The 21085-nt window shown below is 44.3% G+C and carries 18 protein-coding genes; 11 read left to right on the forward strand and 7 right to left on the reverse strand.

Going from position 1 to position 21085, the window contains the following annotated elements; translation table 11 throughout:
• Positions 1-18: 18 nt before the first annotated feature.
• The gene (locus ACBR23_RS06015) at positions 19-2799 is read right to left on the reverse strand and encodes a polysaccharide biosynthesis protein (protein WP_371115479.1); all 2781 of its coding nucleotides are present in this window, start codon (positions 2797-2799) and stop codon (positions 19-21) included.
• Positions 2800-3231: 432 nt separating this feature from the next.
• Between ACBR23_RS06015 and ACBR23_RS06020 the strand changes: the two genes are divergently transcribed.
• The 9 genes from ACBR23_RS06020 (at position 3232) to ACBR23_RS06060 (ending at position 13688) form a co-directional block, all read left to right on the forward strand.
• Positions 3232-5466: a GumC family protein gene (locus tag ACBR23_RS06020; RefSeq protein WP_371115478.1), complete on the forward strand. Its 2235-nt coding sequence runs from the start codon at positions 3232-3234 to the stop codon at positions 5464-5466.
• A gap of 205 nt (positions 5467-5671) precedes the next feature.
• Positions 5672-6649: a LysR family transcriptional regulator gene (locus ACBR23_RS06025; RefSeq protein WP_371115477.1), complete on the forward strand. Its 978-nt coding sequence runs from the start codon at positions 5672-5674 to the stop codon at positions 6647-6649.
• 35 nt (positions 6650-6684) lie between these two features.
• Complete coding sequence (locus ACBR23_RS06030; protein ID WP_371118800.1) at positions 6685-7743, forward strand: anthranilate phosphoribosyltransferase family protein; 1059 nt, start codon at positions 6685-6687, stop codon at positions 7741-7743.
• A 259-nt stretch (positions 7744-8002) separates the two neighbouring features.
• The gene (locus ACBR23_RS06035; protein WP_341736438.1) at positions 8003-8611 is read left to right on the forward strand and encodes a molybdenum cofactor guanylyltransferase; all 609 of its coding nucleotides are present in this window, start codon (positions 8003-8005) and stop codon (positions 8609-8611) included.
• A gap of 157 nt (positions 8612-8768) precedes the next feature.
• On the forward strand, positions 8769-9965 hold the full coding sequence (locus tag ACBR23_RS06040) for an aminotransferase class V-fold PLP-dependent enzyme (protein ID WP_371118801.1): 1197 nt from the start codon (positions 8769-8771) through the stop codon (positions 9963-9965).
• Positions 9966-10345: 380 nt separating this feature from the next.
• A complete protein-coding gene (locus tag ACBR23_RS06045) occupies positions 10346-11110 on the forward strand; it encodes an HpcH/HpaI aldolase/citrate lyase family protein (RefSeq protein WP_371115474.1) in 765 nt (254 codons plus the stop codon).
• Positions 11111-11470: 360 nt separating this feature from the next.
• Positions 11471-12139 (forward strand): 2OG-Fe dioxygenase family protein, encoded by a 669-nt coding sequence (locus ACBR23_RS06050; RefSeq protein ID WP_371118802.1) that lies wholly within the window; start codon positions 11471-11473, stop codon positions 12137-12139.
• 325 nt (positions 12140-12464) lie between these two features.
• On the forward strand, positions 12465-12650 hold the full coding sequence (locus ACBR23_RS06055; RefSeq protein ID WP_341736442.1) for a hypothetical protein: 186 nt from the start codon (positions 12465-12467) through the stop codon (positions 12648-12650).
• A gap of 219 nt (positions 12651-12869) precedes the next feature.
• A complete protein-coding gene (locus tag ACBR23_RS06060; RefSeq protein WP_341736443.1) occupies positions 12870-13688 on the forward strand; it encodes a GerMN domain-containing protein in 819 nt (272 codons plus the stop codon).
• Positions 13689-13802: 114 nt separating this feature from the next.
• On the opposite strand, the gene ACBR23_RS06065 is transcribed toward ACBR23_RS06060, so the two are convergent.
• The 3 genes from ACBR23_RS06065 to efp form a co-directional block, all read right to left on the reverse strand.
• Complete coding sequence (locus ACBR23_RS06065; protein ID WP_341736444.1) at positions 13803-14159, reverse strand: metalloregulator ArsR/SmtB family transcription factor; 357 nt, start codon at positions 14157-14159, stop codon at positions 13803-13805.
• Positions 14160-14228: 69 nt separating this feature from the next.
• Positions 14229-14783 carry an acetyl-CoA carboxylase biotin carboxyl carrier protein gene (gene accB, locus ACBR23_RS06070; RefSeq protein ID WP_371115472.1) on the reverse strand — a complete coding sequence of 185 codons (555 nt, stop codon included), beginning with the start codon at positions 14781-14783 and terminating at the stop codon, positions 14229-14231.
• A gap of 128 nt (positions 14784-14911) precedes the next feature.
• Positions 14912-15472, reverse strand: coding sequence for an elongation factor P (gene efp, locus ACBR23_RS06075; protein WP_341736446.1), 561 nt, complete (start codon positions 15470-15472; stop codon positions 14912-14914).
• Positions 15473-15727: 255 nt separating this feature from the next.
• On the opposite strand from efp, the gene ACBR23_RS06080 reads away from it, so the two are divergent.
• Both ACBR23_RS06080 and ACBR23_RS06085 read left to right on the forward strand, forming a co-directional pair.
• Positions 15728-16852 (forward strand): peptidylprolyl isomerase, encoded by a 1125-nt coding sequence (locus tag ACBR23_RS06080; protein ID WP_371118803.1) that lies wholly within the window; start codon positions 15728-15730, stop codon positions 16850-16852.
• 145 nt (positions 16853-16997) lie between these two features.
• Positions 16998-17312: a hypothetical protein gene (locus ACBR23_RS06085; protein ID WP_341736448.1), complete on the forward strand. Its 315-nt coding sequence runs from the start codon at positions 16998-17000 to the stop codon at positions 17310-17312.
• Here ACBR23_RS06085 and ACBR23_RS06090 read toward each other — a convergent pair.
• The 3 genes from ACBR23_RS06090 to cobW form a co-directional block, all read right to left on the reverse strand.
• On the reverse strand, positions 17272-18387 hold the full coding sequence (locus ACBR23_RS06090; RefSeq protein WP_371118804.1) for a hypothetical protein: 1116 nt from the start codon (positions 18385-18387) through the stop codon (positions 17272-17274). The two genes, ACBR23_RS06085 and ACBR23_RS06090, sit on opposite strands and share 41 nt — an antisense overlap.
• Before the next feature lie 140 nt (positions 18388-18527).
• Entirely contained in the window at positions 18528-19499 is a 972-nt protein-coding gene (locus ACBR23_RS06095) for a GTP-binding protein (RefSeq protein ID WP_371118805.1), read from the reverse strand.
• Between the two features lie 398 nt (positions 19500-19897).
• Positions 19898-20932 carry a cobalamin biosynthesis protein CobW gene (gene cobW, locus ACBR23_RS06100; protein ID WP_371115468.1) on the reverse strand — a complete coding sequence of 345 codons (1035 nt, stop codon included), beginning with the start codon at positions 20930-20932 and terminating at the stop codon, positions 19898-19900.
• Positions 20933-21085 lie beyond the last annotated feature (153 nt).

The raw sequence follows: 21085 nt of genomic DNA on the forward strand, positions 1-21085 counted from the left end.
TTATTCACCGATGCCCAATTAATTTTTATTGACTTTAGCCCCCATCAGTTTACCTGCCGCAGCGCATTCTACAGGCTTCGAGAAAAAGTATCCCTGTCCGTAGACGCACTTCAGCTCTTTTAGCTGAGCGATTTGCCATCTCGTTTCTACTCCTGTGGCAATCATCCCCATACCTAACTCCTGAGTTATGGCAATAATTTTGTGAAGAATTTCTAAGTTTGGGTGGCTAGCATCCAGACCGCTCACTAAAGAGCAATCTAGCTTCAAACTGTCGAATTTTCCATACTTAAGCCGCGTCAATTGGTAGAGCTGAGTTAACGATACATCACTCAGACCACAGTGATCGATTTGTACTTGCACGCCTAAAGTTTTAATTTGAACTAAAACAGACCCAGCCAACTCAGAATTTTGGGTGACAACATCTTCGGGAATTTCTAATCTCAAACTAGAAGCATCAAGATTGGTTTCCTTCAATATTTTGCAGATAGTCTGGATTAAGTCAGGGTGAAAAAACTGTTTGCTAGTCAGATTGACACTGACTGTTAAAGGAGTTTCAAGACCAAATTGCGACTGCCAAATCCGCATCTGGGTGCAAGCTTGCCGCAGTACCCACTCGCCAATCGGAACAATCAAGCCAGTTTCTTCTGTGGCTGTGAGGAATTCGTCTGGCCACAGCAAACCTCGATGCGGGTGCTGCCAGCGCAACAGCGCTTCAAAACTACTAATTTTATTGGTTTCTAGGCAGACGATCGGCTGATAATGAATCCGAAACTCTTCATTAGCAAGAGCCACGCACAAGTCATTCTCTAACTGCACAGATGCTACACTGCTAATCTTGACTGGTTCAGTTTTTTCTGTCGCTGTAGTTTCGTGTAAATTTGCTGTGGAATATCCTGGTATGTATTCAGGGACTAACTGCTGTAGGAGCGAGACAATTAAATTGGCATCATTGCGATCGCCTGCTTGACAAAGAGCTTCTATTTCCCGATCGATATTATCTTTCACTAGGCGGCTGGCATTACCCAAACTGAGAATTTTTGCGTGTTGAGTTTTGTTATATTGCTCACCAGGAATAAATAGCTCTTCAAACAATTTTTCTCCAGGCCGCAGCCCGGTGAACGCGATTTCAATGTCTTTGCCGACTTCATATCCTGAGAGCCGAATCAAATCATTTGCCAAATCCACAATTCTGACTGCTTCCCCCATCTCCAGCATGAAAACTTCCCCGCCACCCCCGATGACTGCGCCCTGCAAAACCAGTTGAACTGCTTCGGGAATTGTCATGAAGTAGCGACAGATATCTGGATGGGTAATGGTAATCGGCCCACCCTCAGCAATTTGTCGCTTGAAAGTGGGGACGACGCTACCGCGGCTGCCAAGAACATTACCAAAACGAACAACTACAAAGGGGTTTTCGCTTTTTTTTGCTGCTTGCAACACCAGCATTTCGGCAACTCTTTTGCTAGCTCCCATAATGCTAGTTGGATTCACCGCTTTGTCGGTGGAAATCATCACAAAGTTTTGCACATTGTATTTCAATGCCATATCCAGCAGATTTTTTGTCCCTCGCACATTGTTGGTGATGGCTTCCGGCGGGTTTAATTCCATCATGGGTACGTGCTTGTGAGCAGCCGCATGAAAAATCATGTCTGGTCTAACTGTTTCAAAAACGTACTCTAAGCGATCGACCAAACGAATGTCGGCGATGCAAGCTGTAATGCGAGTAAGATCTGTTGGGGTTTTGCTAGTCTTTTTGAGTTCTGACAGAACTTTGGTTAGTTCTTGTTGAATGTTGAATACAGAATTTTCTCCGTGTCCCACGATGATGATTTCCGCGGGAGCGCACTTTAATATTTGCCGACACAGTTCGCTACCGATGGAGCCACCGGCACCAGTGATTAGAACTTTTTTGCCTCCAATCAATCCCAAGACTTTGTGGGTATCGGTTTGGATGGGAGCGCGGCGGAGTAAGTCCTCAATTTGGACTTCTCTGAGGTTCCCTATACTGACTCGACCGTTGATGATCTCATTCAGGCCGGGGAGGGTGCTGGTTGGAACTCCAATTGACTGGCAAATTTCTACGATTTCCCTAATCTCTTGTCCCGGAGCTGAGGGGATGGCAATCATGACTTTGCTGATATTTAGCGATCGAACTACGTCGGGAATGTTATAACGATTGCCGAGTACAGTCAGTTTGCGAATCTTCTTGGTGATTTTTTTAGGGTCATCGTCAACGAAAGCGATTGGATCTAGCCCTAACTCTGGACTCCTTTGCATCGTTTGCACCAGAGATGTGCCTGCACTACCGGCACCGACTATCAGGATGCGATCGCGTTGTTGAACTTTCCACGGTTTTTGGTTCCATCTTTCCAGGGTGGGAATGCTGAAACGAACTGCCGCCACTAACAAAAAGCCGATCATGGTGTCTACCAGCGGCAGCGATCGTGGCAGAATGGCGATCGCCGAATTATTTACCTGGTAGAGTTGGTGGAACAATATAACTTCCACTGCTAGGGATATACCTATCAGCATCGCTATTTGTGTCATTTCTTCGAGACCAGCATACTGCCAGTAACGATTGTATAAGCCACCAACATAAAAAACTGCTAGTTTGACTGCTACAAATAATACTGTAACTACCGCTAAACTGTTTAGATAGGGAGCCAGACTCGTATCATCTAAACGAATTGCCAGGGCTAATAACGGTGCGATGCCAAAACAAATGGCATCGACAAGTAAAAAATGACGGGTTCTTAATCCCACCAACACTTTGCTGATTTTTTTGACTAGGCTATTCATAAGACGCTATGAGAAAACAAGTTTGCTCAAACTAGATATCTTCATCGAATTTTTTGTTTGTTTTTATACTTGCCTTACAGATGAAAATTTTCCGCAATTAAATCAGAATCCACTTCTGTGCTAGCATTAAGGGGAGCTGGCAAAGCATTTGTTACATCTCCTAATTGCCTTGTTAGGGATTTATTTTTTTAAAATTCGACTTGATATTGGCTCTATATTCTCCCACTACGGGTTCTCTAGTCCAGAATTTAATAATTCTTTACTTTTTTCTTAACAAAAGTATATACTTAAGTAGGGTTTTGAGTGGAAGTAACATATTTATTAAAACAATGAGATTGTGGAAATTAAGTGATAAAATGGAAATCTTAAATCATCAGTTTAAAAGCCCTATATTGTGACTATTTACCAAAAATATATCTTTGGGAGAGATTTATGGAATCAAGTGAAAATGGTCTGGGATTTCAGGAATACTGGCAGATTTTGAAGCGTCGATGGCTGCCAGCCCTAGCTGTATTTGCCTCAGTGGTTGCACTCGCCACCTACACCACCCTTAAGGAAAAACCAGTTTATGAAGCAGAAGGAAAGTTGTTATTTAAGAAAACAACTCCGGGATCGGCGTTGACAGAATTGGGAAAAGAAATCGGACAGTTGACTCCTGCTGCTGAGCAAAGTAATCCTCTGACAACCGAAATTGAACTGATTCGTTCTGTCGAAATTGTCGAAAAAACTATCAACAAGCTTCACTTGCAAAATGAAAAAAATCATCGTCTTAAAGTCAAAGATTTTTTGAAAGATTTGACAGTAGCTACTATTAGGGGAGCGGACATACTAACAGTGTCATACAAAGATAAAAATCCCCAAGTAGCAGCAAATGTCGTAAAGACGATGATGAATTTTTATATAGACAACAATCAAAAAGTAAATCGCCTCGAAGCTGTATCAGTGCGACAGTTTATTGAAAAAAAACTCCCTAATTCAGACAAAGCTATGCGAAAAGCCGCGGCAGAATTGAGCAAATTCAAAGAAGATAATAAAGTTGTAAATCTGGAAGAAGAAGCTAAGTCAGCAGTAGCCGTCATGGCGGGACTAGAAAGTCAAATAGACCAAGCTAAATCGGATTTTATCAAAGCAAGTGCTAAGTCAAAAGCATTTGAAAACCAATTACAAATGACTCCCCAACAAGCATTGGCTACCAGTACCCTCAGCCAATCTAGCACTGTGCAGGAAGCTCTGAAAGAATACAAACAAATAGAGCGTCAGTTAGCGGTTGAGCAAAATCGCTACCTGGATACTTCGCCTGTAATAACTAGGTTGGTAACTAAAAAAGCTACGATGAAAGCTTTACTAGATGAACAAATTAAACAAGTTTTAGGCGGTCAACAGCCCTTGGAAAATCAAAGCTTACAGATAGGAGAAGTAAAACCAAAGTTGATTCAAGAATTTATCAGTGTCGATGTAGAACGCCAGGGTTTGGCCGATCGCGTTACTATTCTCTCAAATGCTTTAGCAGCCTACAAGCAGCGGGTAAAGGTTTTGCCGGCGCTAGAGAAACAAAAGCGGGAACTAGAAAGAAAACTCCAAGAAGCCGAGGCTGATTATGAAGAATTGCAGAAAAAGCTCCAGCAAATTCGGATTACGGAAAATCAGCAAGTCGGGAATGCTCGCATTATCCAAAAGCCGAGTGTTCCTGAAGAACCAGTGCGCTCTCGCAAGTCTTTATTGTTGGTGTCGGGTACTTTGTTGGGAACTCTGCTGGCGATCGCTGCGGCGCTGCTTTTAGAATCTCAAGATAAGTCTGTCAAAACTATTGAAGAGGCGAGGGAGTTGTTTGGGTTTACTTTGTTGGGAGTGATTCCTTTCCATAAAAAGCCTGAAAAAAATACGAGGCGCAATTCCAAGCGGCTTAAATCTACTTCCCAGGATTTAGAGCCATCTCCTCAACAGATTGTGGTGAGAGATAGTGCTCATACTTCCAGCAGTGCTGCTTACCGAATGCTTCAGGCAAATCTCAGGTTTCTGAGTTCTGATAAAGAGCTGAAAGTGATTGTCGTCAGTAGTTCGCTACCGCAAGAGGGTAAGTCTACTGTATCAGCTAATTTGGCTGTGGCTATAGCTCAATTGGGACGGAAGGTTTTGCTGGTAGATGCGGATATGCACTTTCCTGTTCAGCATCGGATTTGGGAACTTCCTAATCAAGTAGGCTTGAGCAATGCGATCGTGGGACAAGCTGAATTGAAAAGTGCGATCGCACAAGTGATGGATAATTTAGATGTGCTCCCTTGCGGGGTGATTCCGCCTAATCCCATGGCTCTCTTGGACTCCCAGCGGATAACTTCGTTAATTAAGCAATTTGCGGCTAGTTATGATGCAGTGATTATTGATGCTCCTGCTTTGAATGTTGCTGCTGATGCTCTGATTTTGGGGAATAAAGCTGATGGGATTTTATTGGTAGTCAGGCCTGGAATTCTTCATTCTGGTACTGTGGCTTTTGCCAAAGAGCTTTTGAAGAAATCCAGTCAACAGGTTCTGGGCTTAGTGGTGAATGGAGTAATTCCTAAAAATGAACCTCACAGCCATTACTATTTTACCAATGAATCTTACGCTCAAGAGCAGAATGCTAATTTCAATCACAAGATTTTGCGATCGCCCAGGGAGATGGGGAGATGAGGAGATCGGGAGATATTTAACTGATAACTAAGGGCGATTTGGAATTGTGGATGTTGTCGAGTTCGATCGCCCATAAATCAAAACGAATCTGTAGCTGTATCAAAGTCTACTAAACTTGGCCAGCAAATCGGTTAATGTCACTGTTATTCTTCAGTCACTAATACTGATGAGGATCGCGCCAAATGTTAACTCGACTTAAACATCCATGCGTTTAGAGCAGATTCAAGCATTTCTTTCCGTTGCCGAAACCGGAAGCTTTCAGCAAGCAGCAGGGAAATGTGGCGTGACTCAATCGACTATTAGCCGCCAAGTGCAGGGACTAGAAGCTGAACTTGGTTTATCTCTGTTTCATCGCATGGCCCATGCCAAGCTAACTTTAGCTGGGGAACGCCTGTTACCTCATGCTCGCAAAATCTGTCAGACTTGGCAAAATGCCAGTCAGGAATTGGGAGACTTGCTCGCGGGTAAGCAGCCGGAACTTTGCGTAGCTGCTATTCACTCAGTCTGTGGTGCTTATTTGCCGCCTGTACTCCAAAAATTTTGCCGGGATTATCCAGAGGTACAGTTGCGGGTAACAGCCCTGGGGAGCGATCGAGCTCTGAAAGTGCTCAAAGACGGTTTGGTGGATGTAGCGGTGGTGATGAACAATCGCTATTTTACTCAAGGTGCGGAAATGTTGGTTGAGGTGCTTTACAATGAGCCGATCGAGGTATTGATGGCCGCGAGTCATCCCCTAGCTAAATACGATCGAGTCCCAATTGCTGAATTGATTTGTTACCCGCAAGTCGTGTTTAAGGATGGCTACGGAATGCAGCGGATGGTACAAGACGAATTTGGACGCATGGGTGCTAAACTTCAAGCTGTTTTGGAGTTGAATACTCTCGATGCTTTTCGAGGTGTGGTGCGACAGGGAGAATTGATTGCCATGCTGCCACATTCGGCTTTGGTGGAAGCCCGTGCCGATCGCACTTTAGCAATTCGCCCGATCGAAAACCAGAGACCAAATTCTAAGGTTTCTGCCATTGGCACTGCGGCGGCAGATCCGATTTGGACTCGCGAAGTCGTTTTAGTGACAACTCACGATCGAATGCAAATTCCACCCATCGCCCATTTCTGCCAATTAGTACGCGAATTTGTGCCACCGCAATTGGATGTCTTAAAAGTCGGAACAACTAACAAATAACCAACCACAAATAACCAATCACAAATAACCAAATTATGAGTAACGCTTTTAGAGAATTGCTGCGAAAAATTGGCAGTGGCGTACACACAGGAGAAAACTTGACTCGCACCGAATCAGCCGCAGCAACGCGGATGATGCTGTTAGGAGAAGCAACACCGGCTCAAATGGGAGCTTTTATGATTTCCCACCGCATTAAGCGACCAACGGGGGAAGAATTAGCCGGAATGCTTGATGCTTATGAAGAATTAGGACCGAAACTCGCCCACCCTAACAGAGAAAAAGGCTTTTCAGTATCTAGCGTGGCGGTGTTTGGAGTTGCTTACGACGGGCGATCGCGCACAGCCCCAGTGAGCCCTTTAACTGCTTTAATTTTAGCAACCGCCGGCGTTCCCACTCTCATGCACGGCGGCGATATCATGCCGACAAAAGAAGGTATTCCCCTGATAGAAATTTGGCGCGGTTTGAGTGTTGACTGGGCTAAATTGAGTTTAGAAAAAGTCCAGCAAGTTTTTGATAATACAGGTTTGGGTTTTGTCTACCTTCCCACCCATTTTCCCCAAGCTGATAGTTTAGTTCCCTACCGGCGCGAAATCGGCAAACGATCGCCTTTTTCGACAATGGAGTTGATGTGGTGTCCCTGTGACGGCGATGTTAACGTCATCTCCGGCTACGTCCACCCGCCGACGGAAGGTATGTTTATCAAGGCTTTTGAATTGCGAGGAGTCAAGAATTACACCACAGTCAAAGGACTAGAAGGAAGTTGTGACTTGCCGCGCGATCGGACTGCAATCATCGGTATTGCTAAGCCAGATGTTGAGTTTGAGCGAGTGCTGTTAGCTCACGGCGATTACGGTTTCAGTAGCACAAATCCCGCCTTTGAATCGACATTGGAGTTATTAAAACAAATGCAGGAAGTTTTACAGGGAAAACCATCGGAATTAATGCAGTCTACTATTTGGAATAGCGGATTTTATCTCTGGCGCTCTGGATTTTGTTTAGATATAAATTCGGGTTTTATTAAAGCCAAAGTTTTGTTAAGTAGCGGTCAAGTATATCAAAAACTTGAGGAACTTAGCAATTTAGTCAATAGCTAAGGGTTGACATTATAAAGTTCACTTTTGACTATCAAAAGACAAACAAGAAGCAACAAATAACAAGCAACAAACAACAAACAACAAACAACAAACAACAAACAACAAACAACAAACAACCAATAACAAATAACAAATGACAAATGACAAATGACAAATGACAAATGACAAATGACAAATGACAAATGACAAATGACAAATGACAAATAACAAATAACAAATAACAAATAATAAATAACAAATAACAAATAACAAATAACAAATGACTAATAATAAAATTGCTGTAATATTGCTGGCTGGCGGTCAAAGTTCCCGGATGGGCAGAGATAAAGCTCTTTTAGAAATAGATGGTAAATGCCTATTAGAGCGAGCCTGGGAAGTGGCTGCTAACTTAACCTCAGAAGTTTACGTCCTAGCTGCTTGGCCCGATCGCTATCGATCTACCTTAAATAAAAAATGTCAATTTCTGGTAGAATACAATCCAGGTTCCGGGCCCTTGAGAGCCTTGAGTCAGGGATTAACTCAAATTACTACCGAGTGGATTTTACTCCTAGCTTGTGATTTGCCTTTGTTGGATGCCGAGATAATTCAGCATTGGGCCAGTCAGTTAACAGCAGTAGGGCCATCTACTTTAGCAGTTGTGCCTTATCAAAACTCGCGCTGGGAACCTTTGTGCGGATTCTACCGCCAGCAATCCCTCTCAAGTTTGCAAATTTTTATTGAGAAAGGCGGGCGATCGTTTCAAGTATGGTTGAATCAAATTGCAGCAATACCTCTGCCTATAGGAGAACGAGAAGCACGAATGTTATTAAATTGCAATACACTAGAAGAGTTTGAGAAATTAAAAAGTCAAATGGGGAATAGGGAATAGGGAATGGGGAATAGGGACTGGGGAATGGGGAATGGGGAATGGGGAATGGGGAATGGGGAATGGGGAATAGGACATTGGAATTAACAAATAACCAACAACAAATAACCAACAACAAATAACAAATAAAAAATAACCAATAACCAATAACAAATAACACATGAACTTAGAACACTGGCTACTCGATCGCGATATAACATTTCTCAATCACGGCTCTTTTGGAGCTTGTCCGATTCCCGTACTAGAAGCACAAACAAGTTTTCGAGAACAGTTAGAAAGAGAACCGTTGCGCTTTTTGATGCGGGAATTTGAGCCACTGTTAGATAATGCTAGGAATGAATTAGCCACTTTTATCGGTACCAGTAGTGATGAGTTGGCATTTGTGCCGAATGCGACGACGGGAGTAAATGCAGTTTTGCGATCGCTCTTTTTTGCTCCGGGCGACGAATTATTAACTACCAATCAAGAATACAACGCTTGCCGCAATACACTAGATTTTGTAGCCCGTCGCACAGGCGCTACAGTCATAGTAGCCGAAGTACCATTTCCCATTGAGTCGCCAGAACAAGTTATCGAAGCAGTAATTAAGTGCGTTTCACCCCAAACAAAATTAGTATTATTAGACCATATTGTCAGTCAAACAGGCTTAATATTTCCCATCAAACAGCTAGTTAGTGAATTAGCCCAAAGAGGTGTCGATGTCTTGGTAGACGGAGCCCACGCACCCGGAATGATTCCACTAAATCTAGATGAAATTGGCGCGGCTTACTACACAGGAAATTGTCACAAGTGGCTGTGTGCGCCAAAAGGTGCTGGCTTTTTGTACGTGCGGCGCGACAAACAAGATGCTATTCGGCCAACAACTATCAGTCACGGTGCAAATTCCCCGCGCACTGATAAATCGCGCTTTCAATTAGAATTTGACTGGATGGGGACTGTCGATCCAAGTGCTTATTTATGTGTGCCGGTGGCGATCGACTTCATGGGTTCTTTGTTGGAGGGCGGATGGCCGGAATTGATGGCAAAAAATCATGCTTTGGCCTTAGCAGGAAGACAGATATTGCTGGATAAATTAGATTTACCCCAGCCTTGTCCAGATGAAATGGTAGGCTCGATGGCTGTTGTACAACTCAGAGATGCAAAATTTGATGCCGTTGGCAAGTCAGGAATTGCCCCTTTACAAGAGGCTTTGTGGGAGATTTTCAAAATAGAAGTGCCGGTGATTCCTTGGCAGGATGCAAATCAGCAGTTGCTGAGGATTTCTGCTCAATTTTATAATACTTTACCGCAATATGAATATTTGGCTAAGGCGTTAGTTGAGTTAATAGGAACAAAATTTATAGAAAAACCGGATTAAGGCAGGCTTTTTCCCCAAGCTAGCAACAGTTTGAAAAAAAATAATTCTGAGATATCGCATTTAGATAAAATTGCAAGATCTCAATTACATAGTCTAGGACGCAGGCGGGACTAAAAACCCGGTTTCTGGGGAGCATCCCGATTTGGAAAGGGCGAAGCATGACCGCTGTAAATCTATGGTTATGACTAATAAATTGTCTGCGGTCATGCTTCGCCCCTACCAATAATAGTAAGTAAATCCACTTAATTAAACGTAAAATACGGATGACCGAAAAGCTGACTGCATAAGTCTTCTTCCTTCTTCCTGAATTTCCCCCCTTGGGGGGGGGCAGGGGGGGGTGACTTCTTCCTTCTTCCTTCTTCTTAAAAAAATCCTAATTTATGCGGAAAAACCAACTAAAACAAAAAATCAAACAAGGCGAAACAGTCCTCGGTTTATTTATGAATTGCGCTTATCCGGCATTTATAGAAATTTGCGGTCATGCTGGCTTTGACTTCGCCGTCATCGACATGGAACACGGTCCCTTACATTCCCTCGCTGCCGAAGATTTGTGTCGCGCAGCAGACTGTGCAGGAATTGCGCCCATTGTTCGCGTCCGCAAAAACGACGGCCCACAAATTCAACGAGCCCTCGACATTGGCAGTGCTGGTATTCAAGTACCTCAAATTGAATCTAGAATAGATGCCGAAATTGCGGTTAAAAATTCCAAATACAGTCCCCTCGGCACCCGTGGTCTTTCCTTTGCTACCAGGGCGGGGCTTTACACTGCTGCGGGTACAAATATTACCGATCGACTCAACGAAGAATCCTTAGTTGTAATTCATGTCGAAGGGAAAGGCGGCATCGACAACTTAGCAGAAATTGTGACAGTACCCCACGTTGACGTGATTTTTCTGGGGCCTTACGATCTGTCACAGTCGATCGGCATTCCCGGCCAAGTCCGCGATTCGCGAGTAATCGAGATGATGGAGAAAGCTGTAAACACCATCCGCAGCGCCGGAAAAGCTGCGGGTACTTTTGCCGACACCCCCGAAATCGCCCAGCAGTGGATTGATGCTGGCGTTCAATACGTGGGACTGGGGGTGGATGTTGCCGTCTTTTTGCGAGCTTGTCAGTCCCTAGTCAAAGCAGTCGATCGACTTTAGACTTTGGATTAAACAGCTTCTAATACCAATTAAAAAAAAGAATGCAACAGTATTCTTGTCCCCCCCCTTGGCAAGGGGGGGCTAGGGGGGGTCGAAGAGTGTTGCACAATTTTAGACAAATGGTATAAGTAGAAGGAAGAAGGAAGAAGACTTATGCAGTCAGCTTTTCGGTCATCCGTATTTTACGTTTAATTAAGTGGATTTACTTAACTCCCGAATTTATTTTGGCATCTTTACAATATCTTTGCAATTTTTGTATTGTCTTTGACCACAGATACAAAAAACCTGAGCTAGACTAGAAGCATACATCTCCTTAAGGCAAAATTTAGGAGGGGAGCAAGGATTCATGGAGAACTATCTATGAAAACAGCATTAGAATCCATTCATTTGGATTATGCTTTTATGTTTACTTTCAAAAAAGTAAACTCAATTAAGCTAGAAGGATTTAAGCCATTTTTCGACGATATGCCGATCGATCCTTATATTAAAGGAAAGTATCGTTCGAGAAGGTTGTCGCGATTTATAGTCAATGGAAACGAATTAATTAAGTTGCCTCACGGCTATCTTTTCCAAAGTAAAGAATACAATCCGGTGGTGGGTGACATCAAGCGTGAATTTGCCGAATTGGACGATAGACTAATCGCCCTGGATAATTTCAAACAAATGATTTTTGCTTTTTTCGATTCCTGCAAAATTCACCCGGAAGCTGAAATCGGCATCCATCAAATCAGGACGAGTTGTTCGCCACACAATTTTGGCAATCCTGCACCGGAAGGTATTCACAGAGATGGTACTGATTTTATCGGCATCTTCTCAGTTGACCGAACTAATATTGTCGGTGGCGAAACTCATTTATACTTGGCGAAAAAAGAGAAGCCTGTGTTTAATAAAGTTCTGCATCCCGGAGAACTGCTGTTGGTTAACGACCACGAATTTTTTCACTTTACTACACCAATTAAGCCGGAAGTGGAAGGAGTGGGGACAAGGGATGTCTTTGTGCTGACATCTCCGAGTTTGCTGACTGATTGAGTAGAGTTCGCTAATGATATCGTTGACCGTTGCATCGTCAGGTGATTTAACCACACAGAGCTCAGAGAACACAGAGAGCTCAGAGAGAAATGAATAATTCCGATGAAGAGAGGAATTGATATAAGGCGATCGACTTAAGATACCAATGGCGCTCCCCGATTTCTTAAAGAAGTCGGGGAACTCTAGTTTTTGGATAGAATTAGATGGTCAATGTGGGGTAATTCCCATGGAATGCAAGTCAAGATATTAGTAATTAATTAATCAGAATGTGGTCGAATGAACTAGCATTTTTTCAGATAGTTTTAAGGGATAAATATTTGATTAAATGAATATTTTGACTCTTTTTGTTACCCCATCTGAGTCAAAAAATAACTTATTTATAGTAATTTCCGACTGCTATCAAATGTCCGATCGACTTCAAATCTACTATGGTGAGCTATTAGATAGTGGAGTTGGCAAGCAGGTTTCACAAAACATTCTAGAAATTACCAATAAAATTCACTTATATTAAAAACAGTATCAGAGCCTTCTGGGTTCTGCCTTCAGACTTCTAACGTGTTTCTAAGCGGGAGAGTGTCAAAATGAAATATGGCTCCTAAGCTGTTAAAGATGCCAGGATTGTTTCAGTTTAGCTGTTGGCAGTTCCAGAATCTCAGCAAAAACAAATGTAGCCGATCGGGAGTAGCTCCTCACTGTCCCAAGCGCTCTATATGTAAGGAGGATTTGTATTATGAAAGATGGACAAGAAGCACGCCGCGTACCCACAGCCGTGGTTGCCGGTGTTTGCGGGTTGGCTTTATTAACGGGAGGGAGCATTGCTTGGTGGACTGCCAACCGTTCCTCAACGTCAGCAGACACTCAGTCTACTGCTGGGACTACCTCTGGGGCACTTTCCCCCACTCCTGGGGAATCGCCTGCTGTAATTATCCCCGTACCTGCTCCAACTCCTGTTGATACACCCCAGGCTCAGACTCCAGCAGCTCAGACACCACAGGCTCAGACGCCATCAGCTCCCACACCCCAGGCTCAGACACCAGCAGCTCCAACACCCCAGGCTTTGACACCGCAGGTTATTAAGCCACAACAGTCTCAGCCTAAGTCTGTGTCGCCGACGGCTACCCAGACAGTGCAAGTCTACTGGGTTAAAGATGGGGGAGGCAAGTTTGAGGCCGTTCCTAGCAAGGTAGCTCTCAAAGAAGTCGATCGACCTGATGCTGCCCTACAGGCTGCTTTTAACAGTTTGTTGGCTGGACCGAAGGATACAAAGGTTTTTAGCGAAATTCCCAAGGGGACAAAACTCAGGAGTTTGAGTGTCAATAATCAGGGAGTTTACGTCGATTTGTCTGCCGAATTTACTTCGGGAGGAGGCAGTAGTTCCATGAGCAGTCGGTTGGGGCAAGTGATCTATACGGCCACGAGTTTAAAACCGAATGCCAAAGTTTGGATTTCGGTGGAAGGTAAGCCCTTAGAGCTTTTGGGTGGCGAAGGTTTGGAGGTTGCTCAGCCGAGTACCCGTCAAACTTTCGATAAAAATTTTCCGCTCCCGTAATTTTTAGTCATGAGTCATGAGTCATGAGTCATGAGTCAGAAGGCGGGGAATAGGGACTGCTCGCTGATGGCTGATGACTTTTGACCAAAAGGATGGGATACAAGCCCCGTCCTTTTAGGACGGCTTTGTATTCAGACTCAAGGACCTAAATTGTTGGGCTTGTTGTTCTACCCTAGTCGCAAGCCGATCGCACACCATAGTAGACAACTCGAAAATCAACTCATCCTCTACCTTGTAATAGGCTGAAGTTCCTTCACTCCTGCGAGTGAGGATACCAGCTTGGAGCATGAGCTTTAGGTGTTTAGAAACATTGGCTTGACTGGTTTGAGTAGCTTCCACCAACTCTTGCACGCATTTTTCGCCGTCGCGAAGCAAGTTCAGAATTCGCAAACGCATCGGCTCGCTCAAAATACTGAAATACTCAGCAACTTGTGGCACAACCTCTTGAGGAACAGACTGGGATAACTTCATCAAGCTCACCTGCCAGAAGCGATCGGGAAATAGAAGGATTAATTCTGTATATAACAATCAAGTAATCCTTCAATCCGGATTAATCCTCATCAAAACTTGACCGTACTCCACAGGTTCCCCATTTTGAACTAAGATTTCCATCACTTGACCCGATACCTCATCGGCATCGATTTCATTCATGAGCTTCATCGCTTCAATAATGCAAACTGTCTGGCCCACCTTGATGCGATCGCCAAGCGCCACAAAAGGTGGTTCATCGGGAGCAGCCGCGCGATAAAAAGTTCCTACCATCGGCGAAATAATTGACACCCATTTGGTATCCACAGGAGCAGGCACTGCGGCCAGCACGGCAGCAGGAGCCGAGGGTGCTGGGCTAGTGATATTTGCTGCTGAATTTTGGTCTACAGCAGGAGGTGACGCTAAGGTGGGGCTAGCAAAAGTTTCTGCGATGGTCGCAAGAGGCGTAACTGCTGGATGACCAACAGCGACGGTTCTTGGTTCGTTGGCTTGAATGCCTTTGCGCACAGTCAGTTCAAGTTCTCCACTTTTTAACGTCAGCTCCGAAATGCCGGTTTGGTCTAAAACAGTTAGCAGTTCGCAGAGCTGGTTTAAGTCTAGTTGCACAGCAGATTCAAGGGTAATTGATAATTGAGAATTGAAAATTGAAAATTGGGAATTGAAAATTGGACACCAGTGCGATCGAAAGCAGAGTTAGGGGGTTGAGGCTTCTGGCATCAACCCCAAAGCACCATTTATGTCTCTCGCCCAAGATACTTGTCTTCGCGAGTATCGATCCGAATCCGTTCTCCAATGGAAATAAATAGAGGCACCATGATCTGAGCTCCGGTGGAGAGCATGGCGGGTTTGCTACCGCCGGTGGCAGTATCTCCTTTGACTCCGGGGTCGGTTTGGGTCACTTCTAAAACAACGGAGTTGGGCAGTTCTACTTCGAGGATTTGGTCGTTCCAGCGCAGGATGTTAACTTCCATGCCTTCATTGAGGTATTTGACCCGATCGCCTATTTCCTGAGAACTGAGGCGACTTTCCTCATAAGTTTCCATATCCATAAAGACGAACTGATCGCCCTCTTTATAGGTATATTGCATGGCGCTCTTTTCGAGGTTGGCTTGAGGCATAGTCTCCCCAGCCCGGAAGGTTCGTTCTACTACGTTGCCGGTTTTGACATTTTTGAGTTTTGTCCGCACGAAAGCCGAGCCTTTTCCTGGCTTGACGTGGAGGAATTCAATTACCCGCCACACGCCGTCATTGACTACAATTGAAACACCTGGTCGAAAGTCGTTACTGGAAATCATATAAATTTTTGCAGGCAATCCCGTCGCCCAAGGGCACGGGGGAACTACTGTCAGCTTCAAACCGCAGTCTAGCTGACGGCATCAAAAAACAATTGGCATTTTATTTTACCGTTCAAAGGGAGCAAGTGCTTGACTAATCTGTTAATCGCTGTGGGGAGTTGTCACTTGATTCTCCCTAGACGCAGGAACAGACACTTCAGCTTAGAGGGCGGACAGTGCTGTGGGAAGATGATAGAGGCCATAAAAGTTAAAGTTATGTTGCATTGGTCTAATTTCTCGATCGATACGTGCAAGCGCTGGCTCAAAACCACTGTCTTAGCACTCCTGCTATTCACTTTTTCCCTCAGCTTCAGTTCGGTATCCCATGCCAAACGCCCTAGCAGCAGTATGCCTGCGGGCAATGCGATTACAGACGGCCGGGCGCTGCTGCGCTACGCTCTACCTATTGACAATCAGACGGTGCGAGAGTTGCAAATCAGTCTCGAAGACATCGGCAACCACATACGCTCTAAACGTTGGGGTCCAATTAGTAGCGATATCAGCAAGGCTTCCAGAATTCTCAGCATTCGCGAGTCTGATATTTTAAAGAGTATTCCCGACGCGAAAAAGCCCGAAGCCGAAACTCTAGTGGCAAAAGTCAAAGAAGGAGTTTCGCAACTATCTGAGGCTGTTGAGGCCAAAGACAGGGAAAAAGTGATTGACTTGAAAGCCAAAATACTCCGTTCGGTTGGTGACATCGAAGAGTTGATGGTGACCAAGTTTCCCTTTGAAGTTCCTTCAGAATATGCTACTTTGCCTCAACTCAAGGGTCGCGCTACGGTGGCTGTAGAAACCGAGAAGGGGACAATTACTGTTGTGGTTGATGGTTACAGTGCGCCGGTGACTGCTGGTAATTTTGTAGATTTAGTCGATCGAGGTTTTTATGATGGTTTGCCATTTATTCGATCGGAAGAATCCTACGTGCTACAAACAGGAGACCCTGAAGGTAAGGAAGTAGGTTTTATAGACCCAGCTACTGGTAAATACCGGAATATTCCACTCGAAGTCCTCGTCAGGGACGAAAAAGAACCCATCTACGGAATTACTTTAGAAGATGCGGGGCGTTATCGCGACGAACCTGTGTTACCTTTTTCTGCCTATGGTACTGTGGCCATGGCTCGTGCGGAAGCTGAACCAGATAGCGCTTCTTCGCAGTTTTTCTTTTTCTTGTTTGAACCTGAACTGACCCCTGCTGGTCTGAATTTGTTGGACGGTCGGTATACTGTTTTTGGTTACATGATTGAGGGAAAAGAAGTTTTGGATCAACTGAAGCAGGGAGACAAGATTGTATCTGCTAAGGTAATTAAAGGAATGGAAAATTTGTTGCGACCTCAAGTTTAATCAATGACGGCGATTGCCATCGCTTTGACACAAAAGTGAAGGCGCATTAAATCGCTTGCTATCAAACCAAGCCCGCCCCGGCGGGCTATAAGATGTAAATGATGTTTATATCTGGGTTATTGAAATTAGAAATTAGCGCAAAAATATGGCATTATTAGAATTTTTATTAGTAATTGGCATGGGTGGATTTGTAGGTTTATTACTGATTAATAATGTGAATGAAAACAAACAAAAAAAACGCTTGGATGAGGCTTTTTATCAGTTATTGGAAAACCAAAATAGTCAAATTTCGCTGATTCAATTGGCGGCTAGCGCTAGGGTGGAGGCTCAAGTTGCACAGCAATACTTAGATGCACAAGTTAAGATTTTTTCGGCGATTTTAGAAGTGGATGATGAAGGAGATACTTTTTACAGATTTCCTAGGTTGCGCTTGCCGCCGAGTTCGGTGAAGGAATGGTGATTAGCGCAGGTGAATAATTCCGTTCCCAAACCAACAACTCGCCGTTATTGCCACCCGCTGCGAGGAATTGACCTTGGGGATGCCAAGAAAGACAGGAAAAGCCTGCTTCGACACCCTCCAGAATTTGCAGCAATTCTTGTGCTTCGTACCACAAACAAAGTTGACCGTCTTCCGATGCTGAAGCTAATAACAATGTATTTGGTTGAAAGCCGATCGCCTGGACGACTTTTTCATGTACTTCTAATCCCCAAGCTTCCCAACCGACACTTTCATCAGCTTGTCTTTCCCACACAGAAATGCCTTCTGAGCTCGCAGCAGCTAATAAAGGATCGCCCAATGAATTAGTTCGATCGGACCAAGCCAAATGTCTAACTTTGCCGGGAAAACCCTGCATTACCCAAGGTTCCGAGTTACCCCATTCATTAACAATTAAGGTGTTATCCATATTGCCACAGGCTAGATATTTGCCGGAAGAGGACCAGGAAATTGCACCTGTTACGGATGGTACGGATAAGATGTCTGGGTCATCATTCCAATCTGCCGCGTTCCAAACTTTTACACCTTGATAGCCGCTAATTGCCAGATATTTATCAACAGGATGCCATGCTAAATCGAGGATTGAAGATGAATCAAAATTCAGGGTTACTTCTACTGTATTTTGATCGGCATTCCAAACTTGAACTGAACGACCCATGCTGAAAGCTAATTGATGACCGTGAGGACTCCAAGCTAACTTATCAACCCAAACACGCTTGTTATCCAAACTAGCAATTAATTTTCCAGAATTTACGTGCCAAATTAGCACTTTTCCATCTTGTCCGCCCGCAGCTAACAGTTGACTATCCGAAGAAAAAGACAAGCAATCTACTGATTTACCAGTTGCTGTTTGCAGCAGTTGCAAGGACAATTTATTGATTTTTCCGAGAATCCCTAACATAATTTCACCGGCGGCGGAACTGACTGCTAGAGTTTTGCCATCGGGCGACCAAGTAACAGCAGTCACGTAGTCTGACAGCATTTCTTTGGCGTGAAATTTCAGGGTTAGTTCGCTTTTATTTTGGTCGTTGTTACCCATATTTATTTAATCTGAGATGTTCCAGTATTCTCAATAACGGGCTTTCTGGTCCGTTCCACAACAGATGAATTTTTGTGTGTGTGGAACAGGCCGGAAAGCCTGTGCTTAAAAAGCTGATTTAAAATGCTGCAAGGTGTCAGTTAAACCAGACACTGACGAAAATCAGCTTTTAATTGACTTTCATTTAAGTTGCGACCAATGAATACGAGTTCGTTTTTCGGAGTTTCATTGGCTTTCCATGGTCTATCTGGTCTACCATCAAATAGCATATGCACGCCTTGAAATACAAATCTCCTGTTTTCTCCAGCAATATTTAAAATGCCTTTGGTCCGAAAGATATCCGGGCCTTTAGTCTGCAACAATTGGGATATCCAGTCGCTAAATTTGTTGCCATCAACCGCGCCGGATTCTTGGATTGCGATGGAAGTTACTGTGTCGTCGTGTTCGTGTTCGTGTTCGCCTAAAAAATCGGGTTCAATTTCTAAGGCTCGATTTAAATCAAATGCTTTTACTCCTAACAATGCTGACATTTCTATTTCAGCATTGCGGGTGCGATGAATTTTTGCCATTACATTCATGCTGCGAATCCGCGTTTCTAATTCTGCCAATTCTGCTGGGGTGACTAAATCGGTTTTGTTCAGCAAAATCACATCGGCAAAGGCAATTTGTTCTTGAGCTTCGTCGGAGTCCCAGTGCTGCCAGATGTGCTTGGCATCTACTACGGTGACAACGGCATCTAGCAGTAATTTATCGCGCATATCTTCGTCTACGAAGAATGTCTGAATTACAGGTGCGGGGTCGGCTAAACCTGTGGTTTCGATGACTAGATGGTCGAATTTGTCCCGCCGCTTCATGAGGTTGCCGATAATCCGAATTAAGTCGCCTCGGACTGTGCAGCAAATGCAGCCGTTGTTCATTTCAAAAATTTCTTCGTCTGCATCGATAATGAGTTGGTTGTCGATGCCTACTTCGCCAAATTCGTTGACGATGACTGCAACTTTTTTGCCGTGTTCGTGGGTTAAAATGCGGTTGAGTAGGGTGGTTTTTCCTGCACCTAGATAGCCTGTGAGAACTGTCACGGGAACTGATTCGATCGCAGCCGCAGTCACCATATTTTACCTCACTTGTTTTATGATACCTGTCATACCAATTTAATGTGAAGTTGCATATATTTCGATCCCCCTAAATCCCCCTTAAGAAGGGGGACTTTGAGAAGAATGTTGTCCCCCCCTTATTAAGGGGGCGCCAGGGTGATCAGATTCTATGCAGCCTCATAAAAAATTGGTATCATTGATATTTTACACGAAACTTGTTGCTAGTAATAAAAATATTAAGCATGGGGCTAGAAACCGGGTTTCTGCGAGTTTTGCCCACAGGAATGAGAAATATAGCCAGAAACCCGGTTTCTGAGGTCAGCAGCCATGGGGCTAGAAACCGGGTTTCTGCGAGTTTTGCCCACAGGAACGAGAAATATAGCCAGAAACCCGGTTTCTGAGGTCAGCGTGGGTGATTAATTGCTCAATATCGCTACAATGCGATCGCGATCGAGTTCTCTACCGATAAACACCAATTTGGTTTGGCGAAGTTCCGAAGGTGTCCAAGGGCGATCGTAAAAATGTTCGATGCGCGAGCCCACACCCTGCAACACCATCCTCATCGGCTTCTTGGGAACCGCCACAAACCCTTTAATCCGATAAATCTCTTGACTTTGCATCAACGATTGCAGTTTTTCGACCAAAGCTTCTGGTTCAAATTCGCGATCGGCAATAAAGTAAGTTGAGGTAATATCATCATCATGGTCGTGTTCTTCCTCAGTGTCGTGATGGCTGGGACGAGACTCCAAATTATCCTCAACAGCCGCATTAAATCCCAATAACACATCAGGATTAATTTCGCCACCTTTGCAAGGTACAATTTTCACACTAGGACGTAATTCTTGCTGCAACCAAGTTTGGACTTTTTTCTGAGTTTCAACATCCACGCGATCGACCTTAGTCAAAAGTACCATATCAGCACAAGCCAACTGGTCTTCAAACAATTCCTCGATCGGCGTCTCATGGTCTAAACTATCATCAGCCTGTCGCTGCGCCATCAAAGCATCAATATCGCCCACAAAATTACCACTAGCAAGGGCTTCGCAATCGACCACAGCCACAACACCATCTACGGTAGCACCGGTCCGAATTTCGGGCCAGCGAAAAGCTTGAATTAAGGGTTTAGGGAGTGCGAGTCCAGAAGTCTCAATCAAGATACAATCAATTTGTGCGCGACGCTTCAATAATTCTTGCATTGTGGGCAAAAATTCCTCTTGAACCGTGCAGCAAAGACAGCCATTTGTCAGTTCTAAAATATTGCTGCTAACATCTTCTTCTTCATCGCAAACTTGGCAGTCACGCAACAGTTCGCCGTCGATGCCGACTTCGCCAAACTCATTCACAATAACTGCGATGCGGCGGCCTTGATTATTTTGCAATAAGTGGCGAATGGCGGTGGTTTTGCCACTACCGAGAAAGCCCGTAATGACTGTAACAGGAATTTTGTGCATTAGTAATTTAGTTGTTGTTTTGTGATGGGATATCTCGTTCCTAGGCTCTGCCTGGGAATGTCGATCTAGAGGCTCTGCCTCGATCGAATAACTCGCGCTTATCTCGTTCCTAGGCTCTGCCTGGGAATGTCGATCTAGAGGCTCTGCCTCGAT

Origin of the sequence: Microcoleus sp., assembly GCF_041354475.1 — a bacterium.
Lineage (GTDB): Bacteria > Cyanobacteriota > Cyanobacteriia > Cyanobacteriales > Microcoleaceae > Microcoleus.